Source organism: Mycobacterium sp. 1164985.4 (assembly GCF_001668575.1).
Taxonomy (GTDB): Bacteria; Actinomycetota; Actinomycetes; order Mycobacteriales; family Mycobacteriaceae; genus Mycobacterium.
Map to the genome: position 1 here is coordinate 1 of NZ_LZMD01000083.1, position 16625 is coordinate 16625.

Sequence of the window (16625 nt, forward strand, 5' to 3'; positions counted from 1 at the left end):
GGGCAGCGTCCGCTACGTCACGTTCGAGCGCGGCGCGATCTACTGGTCGCCGGAGAGCGGCGCCGAACCGGTCACCGGCGAGATCTACAAGGCTTGGGGGGCGCTCGGTTTCGAACGCGGAGCGCTCGGACTGCCCACCAGTGGGGAGATCCAGGAGCCGCTGTGGATCGTGCAGAACTTCCAGCACGGCACGCTCAACTTTGATCGTGAGAAGGGCACGGTGACAAGGGTTTTCGACGGTATCTCGGTCGAACTGCCCAAGCCCACCGTCGACGCTCCGCCCATCCAACTCGAGCGGTTCACGCCGCCCATCAGCCCCTGAGAGCTACATCCACCAACGCTCGAGCACGCGCGCGACGCCGTCGTCGTTGTTGGTCGCGGTGACCGGTTCGGCGCCGCTCTCCGGCGACCAGTAGATCGCGCCGCGCTCGAACGTGACGTAGCGGACGCTGCCCTCACCGGAGGCCTCCAGCGACGTCGGCCTGCCCAGCGGGCTGTTCATCCGGCCCATGGCCTCCCACTTCGCGAAAATGGCTCCCCCGCGCAGTGATTCGGACAAGTCGTCGGGGCCCGGCGGCTGGTTGAAGCGGGCAGCGATGTCGCGGATGTGGTCCATCAGCAGGTATGCCGCGTTACCGGGGCACTCCGTGGCGCCGACGTCGCGGTGGGTGAAGATCGCGGGCAGCAGCGGTGTCGCACCGGTCGGGAACTTCGAGAACGACCCGCCGGCGGAGGCCAGCACGACGGTGCCGCGTGGATCGACGTGGTCGAGGCCGAGGCGCCATCCCAGCAGGCGGGCCGTCGTGCGCAGTTGAACCGGCGTCGGCGGCACCACCTCGAAGTTGCCCATCATCGCCACGCCCCAGGTATCGCGGTTGAATCCGCCGGTGTGCGCGCCCTCGACGGGTCGGGTGATGCCCCCCGCGCGACCCTCGAAGACCTGGCCGAACTTGTCGACCAGTGCGTTGTACGCGATGTCGCACCAACCCAGGGTGCGGGTGTGGTACTCGTAGATCGAGCGGACGATCCCCGCCGAGTCTTCCGGCGCATATTCGTTGCTGCCGGCGGTGTGGTGCACGATGCCCGCACGAATCCCCAAGTCGAACTGGGGATTTCCGCATCGCATCGATTCGTCGGCGCCCCACTGCGCCCGGTTGATGATGTTCGGCGGCACGCCGGGCGCGTTCACCGCCGACGGCGGGGGCAGCGTGTCGACGGGCGGTGCCTGCGGCGGGCTGATCAGCACGGCGTTGAGGTTCTGGCCGAACGGCTGCTCCGTGTTCGCCGGGATGTATCCCAGTCCCTCGACGGGCTGGGGCATGGCGTCCGGGGTCTTGGGGGCATCGGGCGGACGGGTGACCGCGATCTGCACCGTGGTGGTGCGGCCCACGAACACCGGCTCAGTGCCGGCCGGCCCGGCCGACGGGGTATCGGGTCCGACGCCCTCGAGAGGTTCGGCGTCGTACCACGGCCCCCAACTGCCGTCGGCCTTGCGGGCCCGCACCCGTGCCGTCGTGCCGGTGAAGTCCTGCGCCGTCAGCGCCACCATCGAGAACGGAGTGTCCTGGTGGATCTCGCGGATCGTCTCGCCGCCGCCGAGGCCGGTCAGCGGACGCTGCGCCAACTGGGGCGCCTCGATCGACGCCTCATCGTCGCGGTCACCGGGTAGACCGAACAGCGCCATCGGCAGCATCACGACTGTCGCCGCAAGCGCGGTGAACAGCAGCGACGATGCGGGACGGCGAGTCGGCACGGACTGATGTTACGTATGTGCCAGGTGGTGCTAGTGGTGCGACACGGCCCGAAGCCCGACTAATCGACGTCAGACCTGCACCGGCACCGCAGAGCCGTTAGGCCTCTGCGGTGCCGTTTGGTGACAGGTTTTCAGGCGCCGGGGGCGGGCGCCGGCACGGGGGCCGGGACCGGAGGTGCGGCAGGCGGCTTCGCCGCCGACATGATTGCCGGCATCACCATGCCCTTGAGCAGGTCGATCGCCTGGCCGGCGCCCAGCTGGTCGGCCATGGAGGACAGCTCGCCGATGATGCCGCCGTTGCCGGACGTGCCGGTCGCTGCGGGCATCGTCGCCAACGAGGGGTCGCCGAGGATCGGGTAGGTCCCGGCGGCCGGGTCCAGGCCGATCGGGGCCGCGATCGGCACCTCACCGGGGGCGGGCAGGCCGGAGGTCGACGAGATCGGCGACGCGCCGAGGGCCGGGTCGGTCAGCGCCGGCGGGGTCGACAGGCCCGGCGTGGTCAGCCCGGCGTCACCGGTCGGGCTGGTCAGCGACGGAGTCGACAGTGCCGGGTTGGTCAACGCGGGGTTCGACAGCGCCGGATCGGTCAGCGAGGGAGCGGTCGCGGCGGCCCCCGGAACCGTGGCGCTCGGCGCGCTCAGGCTCGGTGAGGTCAGCCCGGGGGTGCTGAGTCCCGGCGCGGTCAGACCGGGCGACGTCAGCTCGGGCGTCGTGAGGGCCGGCGTGGTCAGACCCGGAGAGGTCAGCGTGGTGGGCGAGCTCGAACTCGTTCCTCCCAGAATGCCGGTCGGCATCGGGGGCATGTTGATCCCGAACTGCGACAGGCCCTGGCTCAGGGCAGACATCAGCTCGTTCGGCAGATCCGTGATCGTCGCCGCCTGGACGAACTCGCGGTGCTGAGCGGTCGGCTGGGTGGCCTCCGTCAGCTCGGTCACGGCGACTACTGCGGCGGGACTCGCGACTGCCAGGGCCAGGACTGCGCTCGTGGCTGTCGACAGCCTGCGTCGACGTCGGTTCGGCACGGAAGTCTCCTCAATACATGGGCTACGACTACTAGTTCGTCGCTTCGTGGTTCGGCTGGGCGATTCAGGTGAACGGCCCAGGTCCTGCACTGTCGGCGGTCGAAGCCGACGTGATCGACGGTACTGATGTGACTAGTGAGACGAAAGTGACGATATGTAATCGTGAGCCGATCGCAATATTCGGCTGCTGTCGGATTCGGGCCGTGCGGTCACGGTCGGATACCCTTGCTGCCGATGACAGCTCGTTTTGACCTTATTGTCGTCGGCTCCGGATTCTTCGGCCTGACGATTGCCGAGCGCGTGGCAACACAACTGGACAAGCGGGTTCTCGTCATCGAGCGACGCCCGCACATTGGCGGCAACGCCTACTCCGAGCCCGAGCCGCAAACCGGGATCGAGGTGCACAAATACGGCGCGCACCTGTTCCACACCTCCAACAAGCGGGTGTGGGACTACGTCCGCCAGTTCACCGAGTTCACCGGCTACCAGCACCGCGTCTTCGGCCTGTACGACGGGCAGGCGTACCCGCTGCCCATGGGACTCGGCCTGGTCTGCCAGTTCTTCGGCCGCTACTTCACGCCCGATGAGGCCCGCGCGCTGATCGCCGAGCAGTCGGCCGAGATCGACACCGAGAAGGCGCAGAACTTCGAGGAGAAGGCGATCAGCCTCATCGGTCGTCCCCTCTACGAGGCGTTCTTCAAGGGCTACACCGCCAAGCAGTGGCAAACCGACCCCAAGGAACTGCCTGCGTCCAACATCACCCGGCTGCCGGTCCGCTACACCTTCAACAACCGCTACTTCAACGACACCTATGAGGGGCTGCCGGTCGACGGCTACACCAAGTGGTTGGAGAACATGGCGGCCGACGACCGCATCGAGGTCCGGTTGGACACGGACTGGTTCGACGTGCGTGACGAGCTGCGCGCCGCGAACCCGGACGCGCCGGTGGTCTACACCGGACCTCTCGACCGGTACTTCGACTACGCCGAGGGCCGGCTGGGGTGGCGGACCCTCGACTTCGAGTTGGAGGTCCTCGAGACCGGAGACTTCCAGGGCACCCCGGTGATGAACTACAACGACATCGACGTGCCCTACACCCGGATCCACGAGTTCCGGCACTTCCACCCCGAACGCGCGTACCCGACCGACAAGACGGTCATCATGCGTGAGTTCTCCCGGTTCGCCGACAACGACGACGAGCCCTATTACCCGATCAACACCGAAGCCGACCGCGCGTTGCTGGCCGCTTACCGGGCCCGGGCAAAGGCCGAAACCGCTTCTGCGAAGGTGTTGTTCGGTGGCAGGCTGGGGACCTACCAGTACTTGGACATGCACATGGCCATCGCCAGCGCGCTGAGCATGTACGACAACACGCTCGCTCCGCACATGCGCGACGGCGTGTCACTGACCGAACCGGGCCCAGAAAGCAGTAGCGCATGAGCGAGATCCCGTCCGGCGCACTCGACTCCGCGGAATCGAAGGCGGTCAGCCTACTGGCGCGCGTGATCCTTCCGCGCCCCGGCGAACCCCATGACGTCCGCAAGCTCTACATCGAGGAAGCGGAGACCAACGCCAAGCGCGCGCACGCGCCGAGCCGCACCGAACTCGAGATCGGCACCGAATCCCAGGTGTCGTTCGCGACCTACTTCAACGCGTTCCCGGCCAGCTACTGGCGGCGCTGGTCGATTCTGCAGTCGGTGGTGCTGCGGGTCGAGTTGACCGGCAGCGCGCGCGTCGACGTCTACCGGTCCAAGGCCACTGGTGCCCGAATCACCGTCGGAGGCGCTCCGGTCGTCAGCGAGCGCGAGGGCGAACCGGCCCACGTCGAGTTCGAGATCGACCTGGGCCCGTTCGAGGACGGCGGCTGGATCTGGTTCGACATCGCAACCGATTCGGCGTCGACGTTGCACCACGCCGGCTGGTACGCGCCGGAGTCCGCGCCGGGCCTGGCCAATGTCGCCGTCGGCATCCCGACCTTCAACCGACCCGCCGACTGCGTCAACGCGCTGGCAGCGCTGACGTCGGACCCGTTGGTGGACAAGGTGATCGGTGCGGTTATCGTATCCGATCAGGGCACCAGCAAGGCCAAGGATCACTCGGGCTTCGACGAGGCGGCAGCCGCGCTCGGTAATCGGTTGACGATCCACAACCAGCCCAATCTCGGTGGCTCGGGCGGTTACAGCCGGGTCATGTACGAGGCGCTGAAGAACACCGACTGCGAGCAGATCCTGTTCATGGACGACGACATCCGCATCGAGCCCGACTCGATCCTGCGGGCGTTGGCGATGAACCGGTTCGCGAAGACGCCAACCCTGGTCGGCGGCCAGATGCTCAACCTGCAGGAGCCTTCCCATCTGCACGTCATGGGCGAGATGGTCGATGCCGAGAACTTCATGTGGACCAATGCGGTCAACACCGAGTACGACCACAACTTCGCCAGAGACAGCCTGGCCGACGAGGATTCGCTGCGCAGCAAGATGCTGCACCGCCGCATCGACGTCGACTACAACGGCTGGTGGATGTGCATGATCCCGCGGCAGGTCGCGGAGGAACTCGGCCAGCCGCTGCCATTGTTCATCAAGTGGGACGACGCCGACTACGGCCTGCGTGCCGGTGAGCACGGCTACCCGACGGTCACGCTTCCAGGTTGTGCGATCTGGCATATGGCGTGGAGCGACAAGGACGACGCGATCGACTGGCAGGCGTACTTCCACCTGCGCAACCGCTTGGTGGTGGCCGCGCTGCACTGGGACGGTAACGTCCGCGGGCTGATCGCGAGCCATCTGAAGGCGACGCTCAAACACCTGCTGTGCCTGGAGTATTCGACCGTCGCAATCCAGAACAAGGCGATGGACGACTTCCTGGCCGGACCCGAGCACATCTTCTCGATTCTCGAATCTGCGTTGCCCGAGGTGCGCAAGATGCGCCAGCAGTTCCCCGACGCGGTGGTGCTGCCGAGCGCTGCCGAGTTGCCGACGCCGTCGGACAAGCGCTGGCGCAGGAAGGTCAAGATCCCCACCAATGCGCTGGCGATCTCGACGCGGCTGTCGCGCGGTGTGATCCACCAACTGCGACCGCACGATCCCGAGCACCATCGCCGCCCGCAGATCAACGTCGCCACGCAGGACGCCCGGTGGTTCTCGCTGTGCCGGGTGGACGGTGTCACCGTGACAACGGCGGACGGCCGCGGCGTCGTGTACCGCCAGCGCGACCGCGAGAAGATGCTCCATCTTCTGCGGGAATCGTTGAAACGCCAGGCGATCCTGGCGCGCAGGTTCAACAAGATGCGCAAGGTCTACCGCGAGGCGCTGCCGACTCTGACGAGCAAGCAGAAGTGGGAGACGGTCCTACTGGAGTCGTCTGCCAATGGATGAGAGCCCACGCGGCGAGGAGGCCGCGTTGGTCGCGGTGCAGTCCGCGCTCGGTGACCGGCCGGGGGTCTTGCCGACCGCGCGGGCGTTGTCCCATTTCGGCGAGCACAGCCTGGGTTGGCTCGCGATCGCGTTGGCCGGAGCGCTTTTTGCGCCCCAACGCCGGCGTGCCTGGCTGACGGCGGGAGCCGGTGCATTCATCGCACACGCGGCCGCCGTCGTGATCAAGAGGGTCGTGCGCCGCGAACGGCCACACCACCCCGCGATCGCGGTCAATGTCGGGACCCCGAGCCGCCTGAGTTTCCCGTCCGCCCACGCGACATCGACCACTGCGGCGTCCGTGCTGATGGCCAGGACCACCGGCCTGCCGCTACCGGCGCTGCTCGTGCCTCCGATGGCGTTGTCGCGGTTGGTGCTTGGCGTGCACTACCCGAGCGACGTCCTAACCGGGATCGCGGTCGGGGCGGCCGTCGCGAGGGTCGTCGAAACGGTGGCCGACCGCGCCGAAGGGAACTCATGAGCATCTCCAGTGACAGCAGCGCAGAGAGCGTACGGCCAATGGGTGAACAAACGGCACAGCAGAAGGGCCCGCCGCGCAACGTCGTGACCGGCCTGATCAAGGCGATCCGACCGCGGCAGTGGGTGAAGAACCTGCTCGTGCTGGCCGCGCCGATCGCCTCCCTCGGCGGGGACGTCGAATACGACTACGCCGGCGTGGCGGTCAACATCCTCATCGCGTTCGTGACCTTCTCGCTCGCTGCCTCGTCGATCTATCTGGTCAACGACGCCCGCGACGTCGAGGCCGACCGCCAGCACCCCACGAAGCGGTTCCGGCCCATCGCCGCCGGAGTCGTCCCCGAATGGCTTGCCTACTCCACTTCGGTGGTGTTGGCCGCTGCCGCGCTGGGCATTTCGCTGCTGGCCTCGGTGAACCTGACCGTGGTGATCGCGGTGTACATCGCCATGCAACTGGCGTACTGCTTCGGCCTCAAGCACCAGGCGGTGCTCGACATCTGCATCGTCTCGTCGGCGTACCTGATCCGCGCCATCGCGGGCGGTGCTGCAGCGGGCATCCCGCTGTCGCAATGGTTCTTACTGGTGATGACGTTCGGCTCACTGTTCATGGTGGCCGGAAAGCGGTACGCCGAACTACAACTCGCCGAGCGCACCGGAGCCAAGATCCGCAAGTCGCTGGAGAGTTACACCGCGTCGTACCTGCGCTTCGTGTGGACGCTGTCGGCCACCGCGATGGTGCTCTGTTACGGCCTGTGGGCCTTCGAACGCGACGGCGCCACGGCATCGTGGTACGCGGTCACCATCATTCCGATCACCATCGCTATCCTTCGATACGCGGTCGACGTCGACGGCGGATTGGCGGGGGAGCCCGAGGAGATCGCCCTCAAGGACCGGGTACTGCAGCTGTTGCTGCTGGCGTGGATCGGGACCATCGGTGCCGCCGTCTTCCTCAGCTGAGAAGGTGCGCCCGCCCGCCGCGGGCCGGGTGATCGACGAGATCGGGCGCAGCCTTTCCCGCTGGCCCGCTTTCCGGTATGACAACACGGTCCGGATCAGCCTGTGGGTCAGCGTCGTGGTGGTCGCGGTGCTGTTCGGATGGGGCGCCTGGCAACGACGCTGGATCGCCGACGACGGCCTGATCGTCCTGCGGACGATCCGAAACCTTTTGGCCGGCAATGGACCGGTGTTCAACGCCGGCGAGCGGGTGGAAGCCAACACCTCGACGGTGTGGACCTACCTCGTCTATCTCGGCGCGCTCGTAGGCGGCTCCGTGCGGCTGGAGTACGTGGTGCTGGTGCTGGCGCTGGTACTCAGCCTGCTCGGCGTGGTCTTCATGATGCTGGGCACCGGCCGGTTGTACGCACCGAGCCTGCGGCGCCGACGCGCGTTGATGCTGCCCGCAGGGGCGCTGGTGTACATCGCGCTCCCGCCCGCGCGCGACTTCGCCACCTCCGGGCTCGAAAACGGTTTGGTGCTCGCGTATCTCGGCCTGCTGTGGTGGATGATGGTGTGCTGGTCGCAGGAACCGCGCAGTCGCCGCACCCCCGTCGCGCCCGGCTTGCGCGGTGGCGCACCGACGATCCGCAGGCAACCCCTCGCCGCCCAGGCCCCGCCCCCAGCGACAAGCCCGGTCAGCGGAACCTTCGATGTGGCACTGGCTTTCGTGGCGGGCCTGAGCGTTCTGGTGCGCCCCGAACTGGCGTTGATCGGCGGGCTGGCACTCGTGATGATGCTGATCGCGGCGCGCGACTGGCGCCGCCGGCTGGTGATCGTCGTCGCGGGCGGCCTGCTTCCCGTGGCGTACCAGATCTTCCGGATGGGTTACTACGGCCTTCTGGTTCCCGGTACCGCGCTGGCTAAGGACGCGACCGGTTCGAAGTGGTCGCAGGGCTTCGTCTACCTGGCGAACTTCAACCAGCCCTACCTGTTGTGGGCGCCGGCGATTCTGCTCGCGGGGCTCGCCGGCGTGGTCTGGGTCATCCGTGGGCGTCCCCGGCCGAACCGCGGTGTGGTGGGCTCGGGTCGCGGCTGGTTGGCGCGGTTGCTGCAGAGCCCTGCGGCGGTGGTGGTCTTCTTCCTCCTCAGCGGCCTGCTGCAGGCGATCTACTGGATCCGCCAAGGCGGTGACTTCATGCACGGGAGGGTGCTGCTGACCCCGGTGTTCTTGATGCTGACGCCGATCGCCGTGATCCCCGTCGTGCTGCCGGACGAAACCCGAATGGCCCGGGGCGCAGGCTATTTGTTCGTCGGCGCCACCAGCCTGCTGTGGCTGGCCGTGGCGGGATGGGCGCTGTGGGCGGCCAATTCGCCGGGCATGGGTCGCGACGCCACACGCGTCACGTACTCCGGAATCGTCGACGAGCGACGGTTCTACTCCCAAGCGACGGGACACGCGCATCCGCTCACCGCGGCCGACTATCTGGACTACCCGCGCATGCGCGCGGTGCTCGAGGCATTGGACAACACGCCCGACGGTGCGCTGCTGCTGCCGTCCGGAAACTACGACCAGTGGGACGTGGTGCCCGCACTGCCGCCGCCGCCCGACGCACCGAAGGACTACAAGGGTCCGCATACGGTGTTCTTCACCAACCTCGGCATGTTGGGCATGAACGTGGGACTCGACGTTCGGGTCATCGACCAAATCGGGCTCGCGAATCCGCTTGCGGCACATACCGCTCGGCTCGAGGACGGCCGTATCGGCCACGACAAGAACCTGTTTCCCGACTGGGCGATCGCCGAGGGTCCCTTCCTCAAGGAGCCGCCGTTCATCCCGGGTTACGTCGACGAGGACTGGGTCCGACAAGCCGAGGCGGCGCTGGAGTGTCCGGCGACCGACGCGATGCTGACGTCGGTGCGGGGCCCGATGGGTCCGCGCCGTTTCCTGTCGAATCTCCTGCACGCCTACCAGTTCACGAAATACCGGATCGACCGCGTGCCCCTCTACGAATTGGCGCGCTGTGGGTTGCCGGTGCCGGAACGCGTGAACGAGCCGTACACGGGGATGCCCGCGACGGGTCCGTAACGCCGCGACCCCTCTCGGCCGATAGACAGACGCGGATCGCTCTTCCGCTGCGCCCGAGACACGAACGGATGGACCAACCTGTGCGAACTTGGCTTCGCCGAGTGCTGGCGGCGGCGGTCGCGGCCGCGGTCCTGCCGGGTGTGATCGGCGCGGTGCCGCAGGCGAGCGCCTTCTCCCGCGAGGGCCTTCCGGTCGAATACCTCGACGTCTACTCGCCGGCGATGGGGCGCATCGTCCGTGTCCAATTCCAGCCCGGCGGAAGCGAATCGGATGAGTCGAAGGCCGTCTATCTGCTCGACGGCATGCGGGCGCGAGACGACTACAACGGATGGGACATCGAAACCGCCGCTTTCGAGTGGTTTTTCGACTCCGGGGTGGCCACCGTGATGCCGGTGGGCGGTGAGGCCGGCTTCTACGCGGACTGGTATTCGCCGTCGAGTTTCAATAACCAGGCTTATACCTATAAATGGGAAACCTTTTTGACCGATGAGCTTCCTGCCTGGCTGGCCGCCAACAAACACGTCTCCACCACCGGCAATGCGGTCGTAGGTGTGTCCATGTCCGGCGGTTCCGCGCTGATCCTCGCCGCGCACCACCCGGATCAGTTCGCCTATGCGGCGTCGCTGTCGGGATACCTGAACCCGTCGGCGCCGCCCGTGCAGCAGGCGATCCGGGTCGCGATGCTCGACGCCGGCGGCTACAGCGTCGACAGCATGTGGGGAGCGCCGTGGGACGGGGCATGGAAGCGCAACGACCCGATCCATCAGGTCGGCAGGCTGACCGCCAACGGCACCCGCCTGTGGATTTACTGTGCGCCAGCCGAATTGACACCGCACGAGGTGGACTCCGCTCCCACCGCCGACAGCCTGGACGCGTTGGCCCCGAAGAGCAACAAAGACTTCCAGAAGGCCTATGAGACGGCCGGAGGAAACAACGCCACGTTCGAATTCCCGGCACAGGGAAATCACGCGTGGCCGGACTGGGGTGCGCAACTGCAAACCCTGAAACCAGACCTGGTCACAACACTCCAAGGCGGAGGCGCGTGACCAGGGTCGACATCTCTCGAATGGGAAGATCACGCCGACGTGTGGTTGACTGCACGGGTTACGCGGCTTGCCTGTGAGGCGGTTCCGCGTGCGGCATACAACAGATGGGATAGATGAAGCATGAAGTTCGTTGGCAAGATCCGGGGTGCCTGGGTCCGCCGGCTTGCGGGAGCCGCGCTTGCGGCCGCCGTGCTGCCGGGCTTGGTGAGCGCCATCGGAGGCTCGGCCACCGCGGGGGCTTTCTCTCGTCCGGGTCTGCCGGTCGAGTACCTCATGGTTCCGTCCGCAGGGATGGGCCGTGACATCAAGGTGCAGTTCCAGAACGGCGGTCCGAACGCGCCGGGCGTCTACCTGCTCGACGGGCTTCGCGCGCAGGATGACTTCAACGGCTGGGACATCAACACTGCGGCGTTCGAGTGGTATCTGGACTCCGGACTCGCCGTGATCATGCCGGTGGGTGGCCAGTCCAGCTTCTACAGCGACTGGTACAAGCCGGCCTGCGGCAAGGCCGGTTGCTCGACCTACAAGTGGGAGACGTTCCTGACGCAGGAACTCCCCGCGTACCTGGCGGCGAACAAGGGTGTGAACCCGAACCGCAACGCCGCAGTCGGGCTGTCCATGGCCGGCTCGGCCGCGCTCACGCTGGCCATCTACTACCCGCAGCAGTTCCAGTACGCCGCTTCGCTGTCGGGCTTCCTGAACCTCTCCGAGGGCTGGTGGCCGATGCTGGTCGGTCTGTCGATGGGTGACGCCGGCGGCTACGAGTCCGAGGACATGTGGGGCCCGTCGAGCGATCCCGCGTGGAAGCGCAACGACCCGATGGTCAACATCGACAAGCTGGTCGCCAACGGCACCCGCATCTGGGTGTTCTGCGGTAACGGCAAGCCTGCCGAGATCAACGGTCAGGTCGCCGGTGACAACTTCAACGCGAAATTCCTGGAGAGCTTCACGCTGCGCACGAACGAGACGTTCCAGGAGGAGTACCTCGCGGCGGGCGGTAAGAACGGTGTGTTCAACTTCCCCGCCGGTGGTACGCACGACTGGCCCTACTGGGGTCAGCAGCTCCAGCAGATGAAGCCGGACATCCAGCGCGTGCTCGGCGCAACGCCGCAGCCGTCGACTCCGATCGCCACGCAGGCTTCGATGGAGACGACCGACGCCGGTAACTGACTGGTACGGCAATAACTTCATAGTCGGCGGCGGCGACCCTGCGGGGTCGCCGCCGTTGGCCTTTTTGGCTCCTCGCGTCCGCGGCAGCCTTTCTGGCTCCTCGCGTCCGCGGGGCCTTTTCCGACCACGCCCGCGCCCGTGTGTGATTGACTACCTCGCGCGGGGACAGCAGACCGATGTGAGGTGGGCGAGCCGATGCAGGGGATCTTCCGGGCGATCTTGACCGTGGCGCTGGCTGCGGGTCTGTGGTCCGCGGGCACGGCGGTCGCGCCGTCGGCCGAGGCGCAAGTCGAGATGCTGATGGTGCCGTCGGGCGCGATGGGGCGCGACATCCCCGTCGCCTTCCAGGGCGGCGGCCCGCACGCGGTCGTACTGCTCGACGCGTTCAACGCCGCACCCGACGTGAGCAACTGGGTGACCGCGGGCAACGCGATGAACACGCTCGCCGGAAAGGGCATCTCGGTCGCGGCGCCCGCGGGCGGTGCGTGGAGCATGTACACCAACTGGGAGGCCGACGGCAGCCGCCAGTGGGAGACCTTCCTCGCCGACGAGCTGCCGAACTGGTTGGCCGCCAACAAGGGGCTGGCGCCGTCGGGCCACGGCATCGTCGGTGCGGCGCAGGGCGGCTACGGAGCAATGGCGATGGCCACCTTCCACCCGGACCGCTACCGCTTCGCCGGGTCGCTGTCCGGCTTCCTCACCCCCGAACGCACCGGCGTCGACGGGGCGATCACCGCCGGCCTGGCGCAGTTCGGCGGCGTCGAGACCCGCAACATGTGGGGCCTGCCACAGCTCGGCCGGTGGAAGTGGCATTCGCCGAACGTCCATGTGCAGTTGCTGGCCGACAACAACACCCGCCTGTGGGTGTGGAGCGCTCCCGTCGGAGGTTGCCCCGACCCGGCCGCGATGATCGGCTATTGCGACATCGCCCAGGGCACCAATCGCGAGTTCTACCAGCACTACCGCTCCGTCGGCGGCAAGAACGGGCATTTCGACTTCCCGACGAGCGGTAGCCACGATTGGGGCTCTTGGAGCGGTCAGCTCGCGGCGATGAGCGGCGAGTTGGCGGCCACCATCGCATAGCCGGCGGGCCGATCTCGAGAACCGGGCCGCCCGTCGGCAGCCGGTACCTTGGAGGGGTGCAACGCTCGGTACGAACGACGGCGGCAGGATCGCTGCTGATAGCTTCGGCGACGGCGTTGCTGACCGGTTGTTCCGGCCACGACGTGATGGCGGCCATGGGGCTGCCGACGTCCGAGGCGGCCCCCGCCCCCGGCGCACCCAGTGAGGCGACCCCGGTTCCGCCGTCGGCGACGGGGCACTCCAACACGCTCGTCCTGACCGATCGGCAGCAGGGTTATCTCGACGCCCTGGCCGCCGCCGGGGTGACGCGGTCCAGCGACCTGCTGGCACTTCGAATCGGCTCGTACGTGTGTCAGGCCCGCGCCGCCAAGCACGACGACCAGAAGGTGTGGGACTCGGTCTATCCGCTGGTGCGCGGCGATGTGAGGGACCAGATCTCCGGTACGGCGCCGACCGTCGACCTCGATGCCGCCACCGCCGATTACATTCGCATCGCATCCGAACGACTCTGCTAGCAGGAGCCCAACCGATACATGGCCACAACAAACCGGCGGAAACGCCACCGCATCCTCGCGCTCATCGCAGCCGCCGCGATGGCGCTCGTGGTGGTGCTGGTGATCGTGATCGTCGTCGTCATCCTGCGCCAACCCGAGGGGCCGATTGGGGTCCCACCGACGGGCGCGCCGCCGACCGGTGTCAGCCCGACCAAGAAGCCCCGCCCGGAGTTCCAGGACGCGAGTTGTCCCGACGTGCAGCTGATGTCGATTCCCGGCACCTGGGAGTCCTCACCACAACTCGATCCGTTCAACCCGACGCAGTTCCCGATCGCGCTGCTGCTCAATGTCACCAACCCGGTCCGCGGGGCCTTCGGAAACGACCGCGTCGAGGTGTTCACCGTTCCGTATACCGCGCAGTTCCACAATCCGTTCTCGCAGGACGGCCAGATGAGCTACAACGACAGCCGCGCCGAAGGCTTCAACGCGGCGGTCAAGGCGATGACGGACATGAACGAGCGCTGCCCGCTGACCAGTTATGTGCTCGTCGGGTTCTCGCAGGGCGCGGTGATCGCCGGAGACATCGCCAGCGACATCGGCAACGGGCGCGGTCCGGTCGACGAGGACCTGGTGCTGGGTGTGACCTTGATCGCCGACGGTCGCAGGCAGAGTGGCGTAGGCCGTGACGTCGGCCCCAACCCGCCCGGGCAAGGCGCGGAGATCACGCTGCGCGACGTGCCCATGCTCGAGGGCATGGGGCTGGCGATGACCGGCCCGCGGCCCGGCGGTTTCGGCATGCTCAACGACCGGGTCAACGAGATCTGCGCGCCCGGCGACCTGATCTGTTCGGCACCTCCGGAGGCGTTCAACATCATGAACCTGCCGAAGACCATCGACATCCTCCTCGGCGGTGCGGGACAACCGATCCACGCGATGTACGCGACCACGCAGTTCTGGAATCTCGACGGCGCGTCCGCCACGCAGTGGACGCAGGGGTGGGCACAGGAACTGATCGATAACGCCCCGCACCCAAAACATGGCTGAGCTGTTATGCGACCTGATTTGGACCGCGACAACCAGTCACCTAACATTAAGAAAAAACTAAGAGCAGTAAGCGGATAGCCGACGGTACGATTTGCGGGGTCCTGGGGGCGGGGCTTGCACGGCGGCTCCGAAATCATGTGCGATCGGCATCGAGAAGCGTGTGCCGCTGACAGGAGAGTGCGATGGGGTTCCATAACCCGTTCATTAAGGACGGACTGATCAAGTTTCCCGACAACGGAAGCCTGGTCAAACACGTCGAACGATGGGCGAAGGTGCGTGGGGACAAGCTCGCCTACCGGTTCCTGGACTTCTCCACCGAGCGTGACGGCGTCGCGCGCGACCTGCGCTGGGCCGACTTCGGCGCCCGCAACCGGGCCGTCGGTGCCCGCCTCCAGCAGGTCACGCAGCCCGGCGACCGCGTCGCGATCCTGTGTCCGCAGAACCTCGATTATCTCGTCGCGTTCTTCGGCACGCTGTACTCCGGCCGCATCGCGGTCCCGCTGTTCGACCCGAACGAACCGGGTCACGTGGGTCGCCTGCACGCCGTGCTCGACGACTGCGAGCCGTCGGCGATCCTGACCACCACCGAGGCCGCCGAGGGAGTGCGCAAGTTCTTCCGCACCCGCCCGGCCAATCAGCGTCCCCGCGTCATCGCGGTCGACGCGGTGCCGAACGAGGTCGGCGCGACCTGGGAAGCGGTCGACGTCGACGAGCACACGATCGCCTACCTGCAGTACACGTCGGGCTCGACGCGGATCCCGACCGGTGTGCAGATCACCCACCTGAACCTGGCCACCAACGTGGTGCAGGTGATCGAGGCGCTGGAGGGCGAAGAGGGCGACCGCGGCGTGTCCTGGCTGCCGTTCTTCCACGACATGGGCCTGATCACCGTGCTGCTGTCGCCGATGATCGGCCACTACGTCACGTTCATGACCCCGGCAGCGTTCGTGCGCCGCCCGGGCCGCTGGATCCGCGAGCTCGCCCGAAAGGAAGGCGACACCGGCGGAACCATCTCGGTGGCCCCGAACTTCGCGTTCGACCACGCCGCGGCCCGCGGTGTGCCCAAGGACGGCGAACCGCCGCTGGACCTGTCGAACGTCAAGTGCATCCTCAACGGCAGCGAGCCGATCTCGGCGGCCACCGTGCGGCGCTTCAACGAGGCGTTCGGCCCGTTCGGTTTCCAGCCCAAGGCGATCAAGCCGTCCTACGGTCTGGCCGAGGCGACGCTGTTCGTGTCGACCACTCCGATGGAGGCCGAGCCGACCATCACGCCGGTCGACCGCGACGAGCTCAACGCCGGCCGCTTCGTTCCGGTGGCCGAGGATTCACCCAAGGCGGTGCCGCAGGCAGGCGCGGGCAAGATCGGCGTCGCCGAGTGGGCGGTCATCGTCGACAACGACACCGCCACCGAGTTGCCCGACGGGCAGATCGGCGAGATCTGGATCAGCGGTCAGAACATGGGCACGGGCTACTGGGGGAAGTCCGAAGAGACCATCGCGACCTTCCAGAACATCCTCAAGTCGCGGACCAACCCGTCGCACGCCGAAGGCGCCACCGACGAGGCGACCTGGGTGCGCACCGGTGACCTCGGCGCCTACTACGACGGTGAGCTCTACATCACCGGCCGCGTCAAGGATCTGGTGATCATCGACGGGCGCAACCACTATCCGCAGGACCTGGAGTACTCCGCACAGGAGGCGACCAAGGCGCTGCGCACCGGGTTCGTCGCGGCGTTCTCGGTGCCCGCCAACCAGCTGCCGGACGAGGTGTTCGAGAACGCCCACTCCGGCCTCAAGCGCGATCCCGACGACACCTCCGAGCAGCTGGTGATCGTCGGTGAACGGGCACCGGGCTCCCACAAGCTCGACATGGGTCCCATCGCCGACGACATCCGCGCCGCGATCGCCGTGCGCCACGGCGTCACCGTTCGCGACGTCCTGCTGACCCCCGCGGGCGCGATCCCCCGCACCTCGAGCGGCAAGATCGGCCGTCGAGCGTGCCGCTCGGCTTACCTGGACGGCAGTCTGCGCAGCGGGAAGATCGCCAACGCGTTCCCCGACGAGAGTGACTGAGACCAACTCGAATATGGCTGATACACAGGACG

Annotated in this window: 14 protein-coding genes; 12 read left to right on the plus strand and 2 right to left on the minus strand. The window is 67.1% G+C overall.

Annotation, left to right across the window (positions count from 1 at the left end; all coding sequences use genetic code 11):
- Positions 1 to 322 (plus strand): LGFP repeat-containing protein (locus tag A5650_RS17970; protein ID WP_502687038.1); only part of this gene is annotated, 322 nt, incomplete at its 5' end.
- A 3-nt stretch (positions 323 to 325) separates the two neighbouring features.
- On the opposite strand, the gene A5650_RS17975 is transcribed toward A5650_RS17970, so the two are convergent.
- Together A5650_RS17975 and A5650_RS17980 are read right to left on the minus strand one after the other, a co-directional pair.
- Entirely contained in the window at positions 326 to 1753 is a 1428-nt protein-coding gene (locus A5650_RS17975) for an N-acetylmuramoyl-L-alanine amidase (RefSeq protein WP_231992651.1), read from the minus strand.
- Positions 1754 to 1884: 131 nt separating this feature from the next.
- A complete protein-coding gene (locus tag A5650_RS17980; protein WP_067294345.1) occupies positions 1885 to 2775 on the minus strand; it encodes a hypothetical protein in 891 nt (296 codons plus the stop codon).
- A gap of 225 nt (positions 2776 to 3000) precedes the next feature.
- Between A5650_RS17980 and glf the strand changes: the two genes are divergently transcribed.
- The 11 genes from glf to fadD32 all read left to right on the plus strand — a co-directional run bounded on the left by glf (position 3001) and on the right by fadD32 (position 16593).
- Positions 3001 to 4215, plus strand: coding sequence for a UDP-galactopyranose mutase (glf, locus tag A5650_RS17985; RefSeq protein WP_197501913.1), 1215 nt, complete (start codon positions 3001 to 3003; stop codon positions 4213 to 4215).
- The gene (locus A5650_RS17990; RefSeq protein WP_067294351.1) at positions 4212 to 6149 is read left to right on the plus strand and encodes a glycosyltransferase; all 1938 of its coding nucleotides are present in this window, start codon (positions 4212 to 4214) and stop codon (positions 6147 to 6149) included. Before glf ends, A5650_RS17990 begins: the two co-directional genes overlap by 4 nt.
- Entirely contained in the window at positions 6142 to 6666 is a 525-nt protein-coding gene (locus tag A5650_RS17995; protein WP_067294354.1) for a phosphatase PAP2 family protein, read from the plus strand. Before A5650_RS17990 ends, A5650_RS17995 begins: the two co-directional genes overlap by 8 nt.
- Positions 6667 to 6704: 38 nt before the next feature.
- Complete coding sequence (locus tag A5650_RS18000) at positions 6705 to 7619, plus strand: decaprenyl-phosphate phosphoribosyltransferase (protein ID WP_067294358.1); 915 nt, start codon at positions 6705 to 6707, stop codon at positions 7617 to 7619.
- The gene (gene aftB, locus A5650_RS18005) at positions 7597 to 9684 is read left to right on the plus strand and encodes a terminal beta-(1->2)-arabinofuranosyltransferase (RefSeq protein WP_082950816.1); all 2088 of its coding nucleotides are present in this window, start codon (positions 7597 to 7599) and stop codon (positions 9682 to 9684) included. Before A5650_RS18000 ends, aftB begins: the two co-directional genes overlap by 23 nt.
- A gap of 68 nt (positions 9685 to 9752) precedes the next feature.
- Positions 9753 to 10730, plus strand: coding sequence for an alpha/beta hydrolase (locus A5650_RS18010; RefSeq protein ID WP_082950817.1), 978 nt, complete (start codon positions 9753 to 9755; stop codon positions 10728 to 10730).
- 120 nt (positions 10731 to 10850) lie between these two features.
- Positions 10851 to 11900, plus strand: a complete 1050-nt coding sequence (locus tag A5650_RS18015; RefSeq protein ID WP_067294364.1) for an esterase family protein — start codon at positions 10851 to 10853, stop codon at positions 11898 to 11900.
- A 195-nt stretch (positions 11901 to 12095) separates the two neighbouring features.
- Positions 12096 to 12983 (plus strand): alpha/beta hydrolase-fold protein, encoded by an 888-nt coding sequence (locus A5650_RS18020; protein ID WP_067294600.1) that lies wholly within the window; start codon positions 12096 to 12098, stop codon positions 12981 to 12983.
- Between the two features lie 56 nt (positions 12984 to 13039).
- Positions 13040 to 13498, plus strand: a complete 459-nt coding sequence (locus tag A5650_RS18025) for a DUF732 domain-containing protein (protein ID WP_067294367.1) — start codon at positions 13040 to 13042, stop codon at positions 13496 to 13498.
- Positions 13499 to 13516: 18 nt separating this feature from the next.
- On the plus strand, positions 13517 to 14521 hold the full coding sequence (culp6, locus tag A5650_RS18030; protein ID WP_067294371.1) for a carboxylesterase Culp6: 1005 nt from the start codon (positions 13517 to 13519) through the stop codon (positions 14519 to 14521).
- Between the two features lie 182 nt (positions 14522 to 14703).
- A complete protein-coding gene (fadD32, locus tag A5650_RS18035) occupies positions 14704 to 16593 on the plus strand; it encodes a long-chain-fatty-acid--AMP ligase FadD32 (protein WP_067294374.1) in 1890 nt (629 codons plus the stop codon).
- Positions 16594 to 16625 lie beyond the last annotated feature (32 nt).

Bases quoted from the DNA above. Each gene is read 5' to 3' on its own strand.
- A5650_RS17990 (WP_067294351.1), top strand. From the start codon at position 4,212: ATGAGCGAGATCCCGTCCGGCGCACTCGACTCCGCGGAATCGAAGGCG.
- A5650_RS18000 (WP_067294358.1), top strand. From the start codon at position 6,705: ATGGGTGAACAAACGGCACAGCAGAAGGGCCCGCCGCGCAACGTCGTG.
- fadD32 (WP_067294374.1), top strand. From the start codon at position 14,704: ATGGGGTTCCATAACCCGTTCATTAAGGACGGACTGATCAAGTTTCCC.
- A5650_RS17995 (WP_067294354.1), top strand. From the start codon at position 6,142: ATGGATGAGAGCCCACGCGGCGAGGAGGCCGCGTTGGTCGCGGTGCAG.
- culp6 (WP_067294371.1), top strand. From the start codon at position 13,517: ATGGCCACAACAAACCGGCGGAAACGCCACCGCATCCTCGCGCTCATC.
- A5650_RS18020 (WP_067294600.1), top strand. From the start codon at position 12,096: ATGCAGGGGATCTTCCGGGCGATCTTGACCGTGGCGCTGGCTGCGGGT.
- A5650_RS18010 (WP_082950817.1), top strand. From the start codon at position 9,753: ATGGACCAACCTGTGCGAACTTGGCTTCGCCGAGTGCTGGCGGCGGCG.
- A5650_RS18015 (WP_067294364.1), top strand. From the start codon at position 10,851: ATGAAGTTCGTTGGCAAGATCCGGGGTGCCTGGGTCCGCCGGCTTGCG.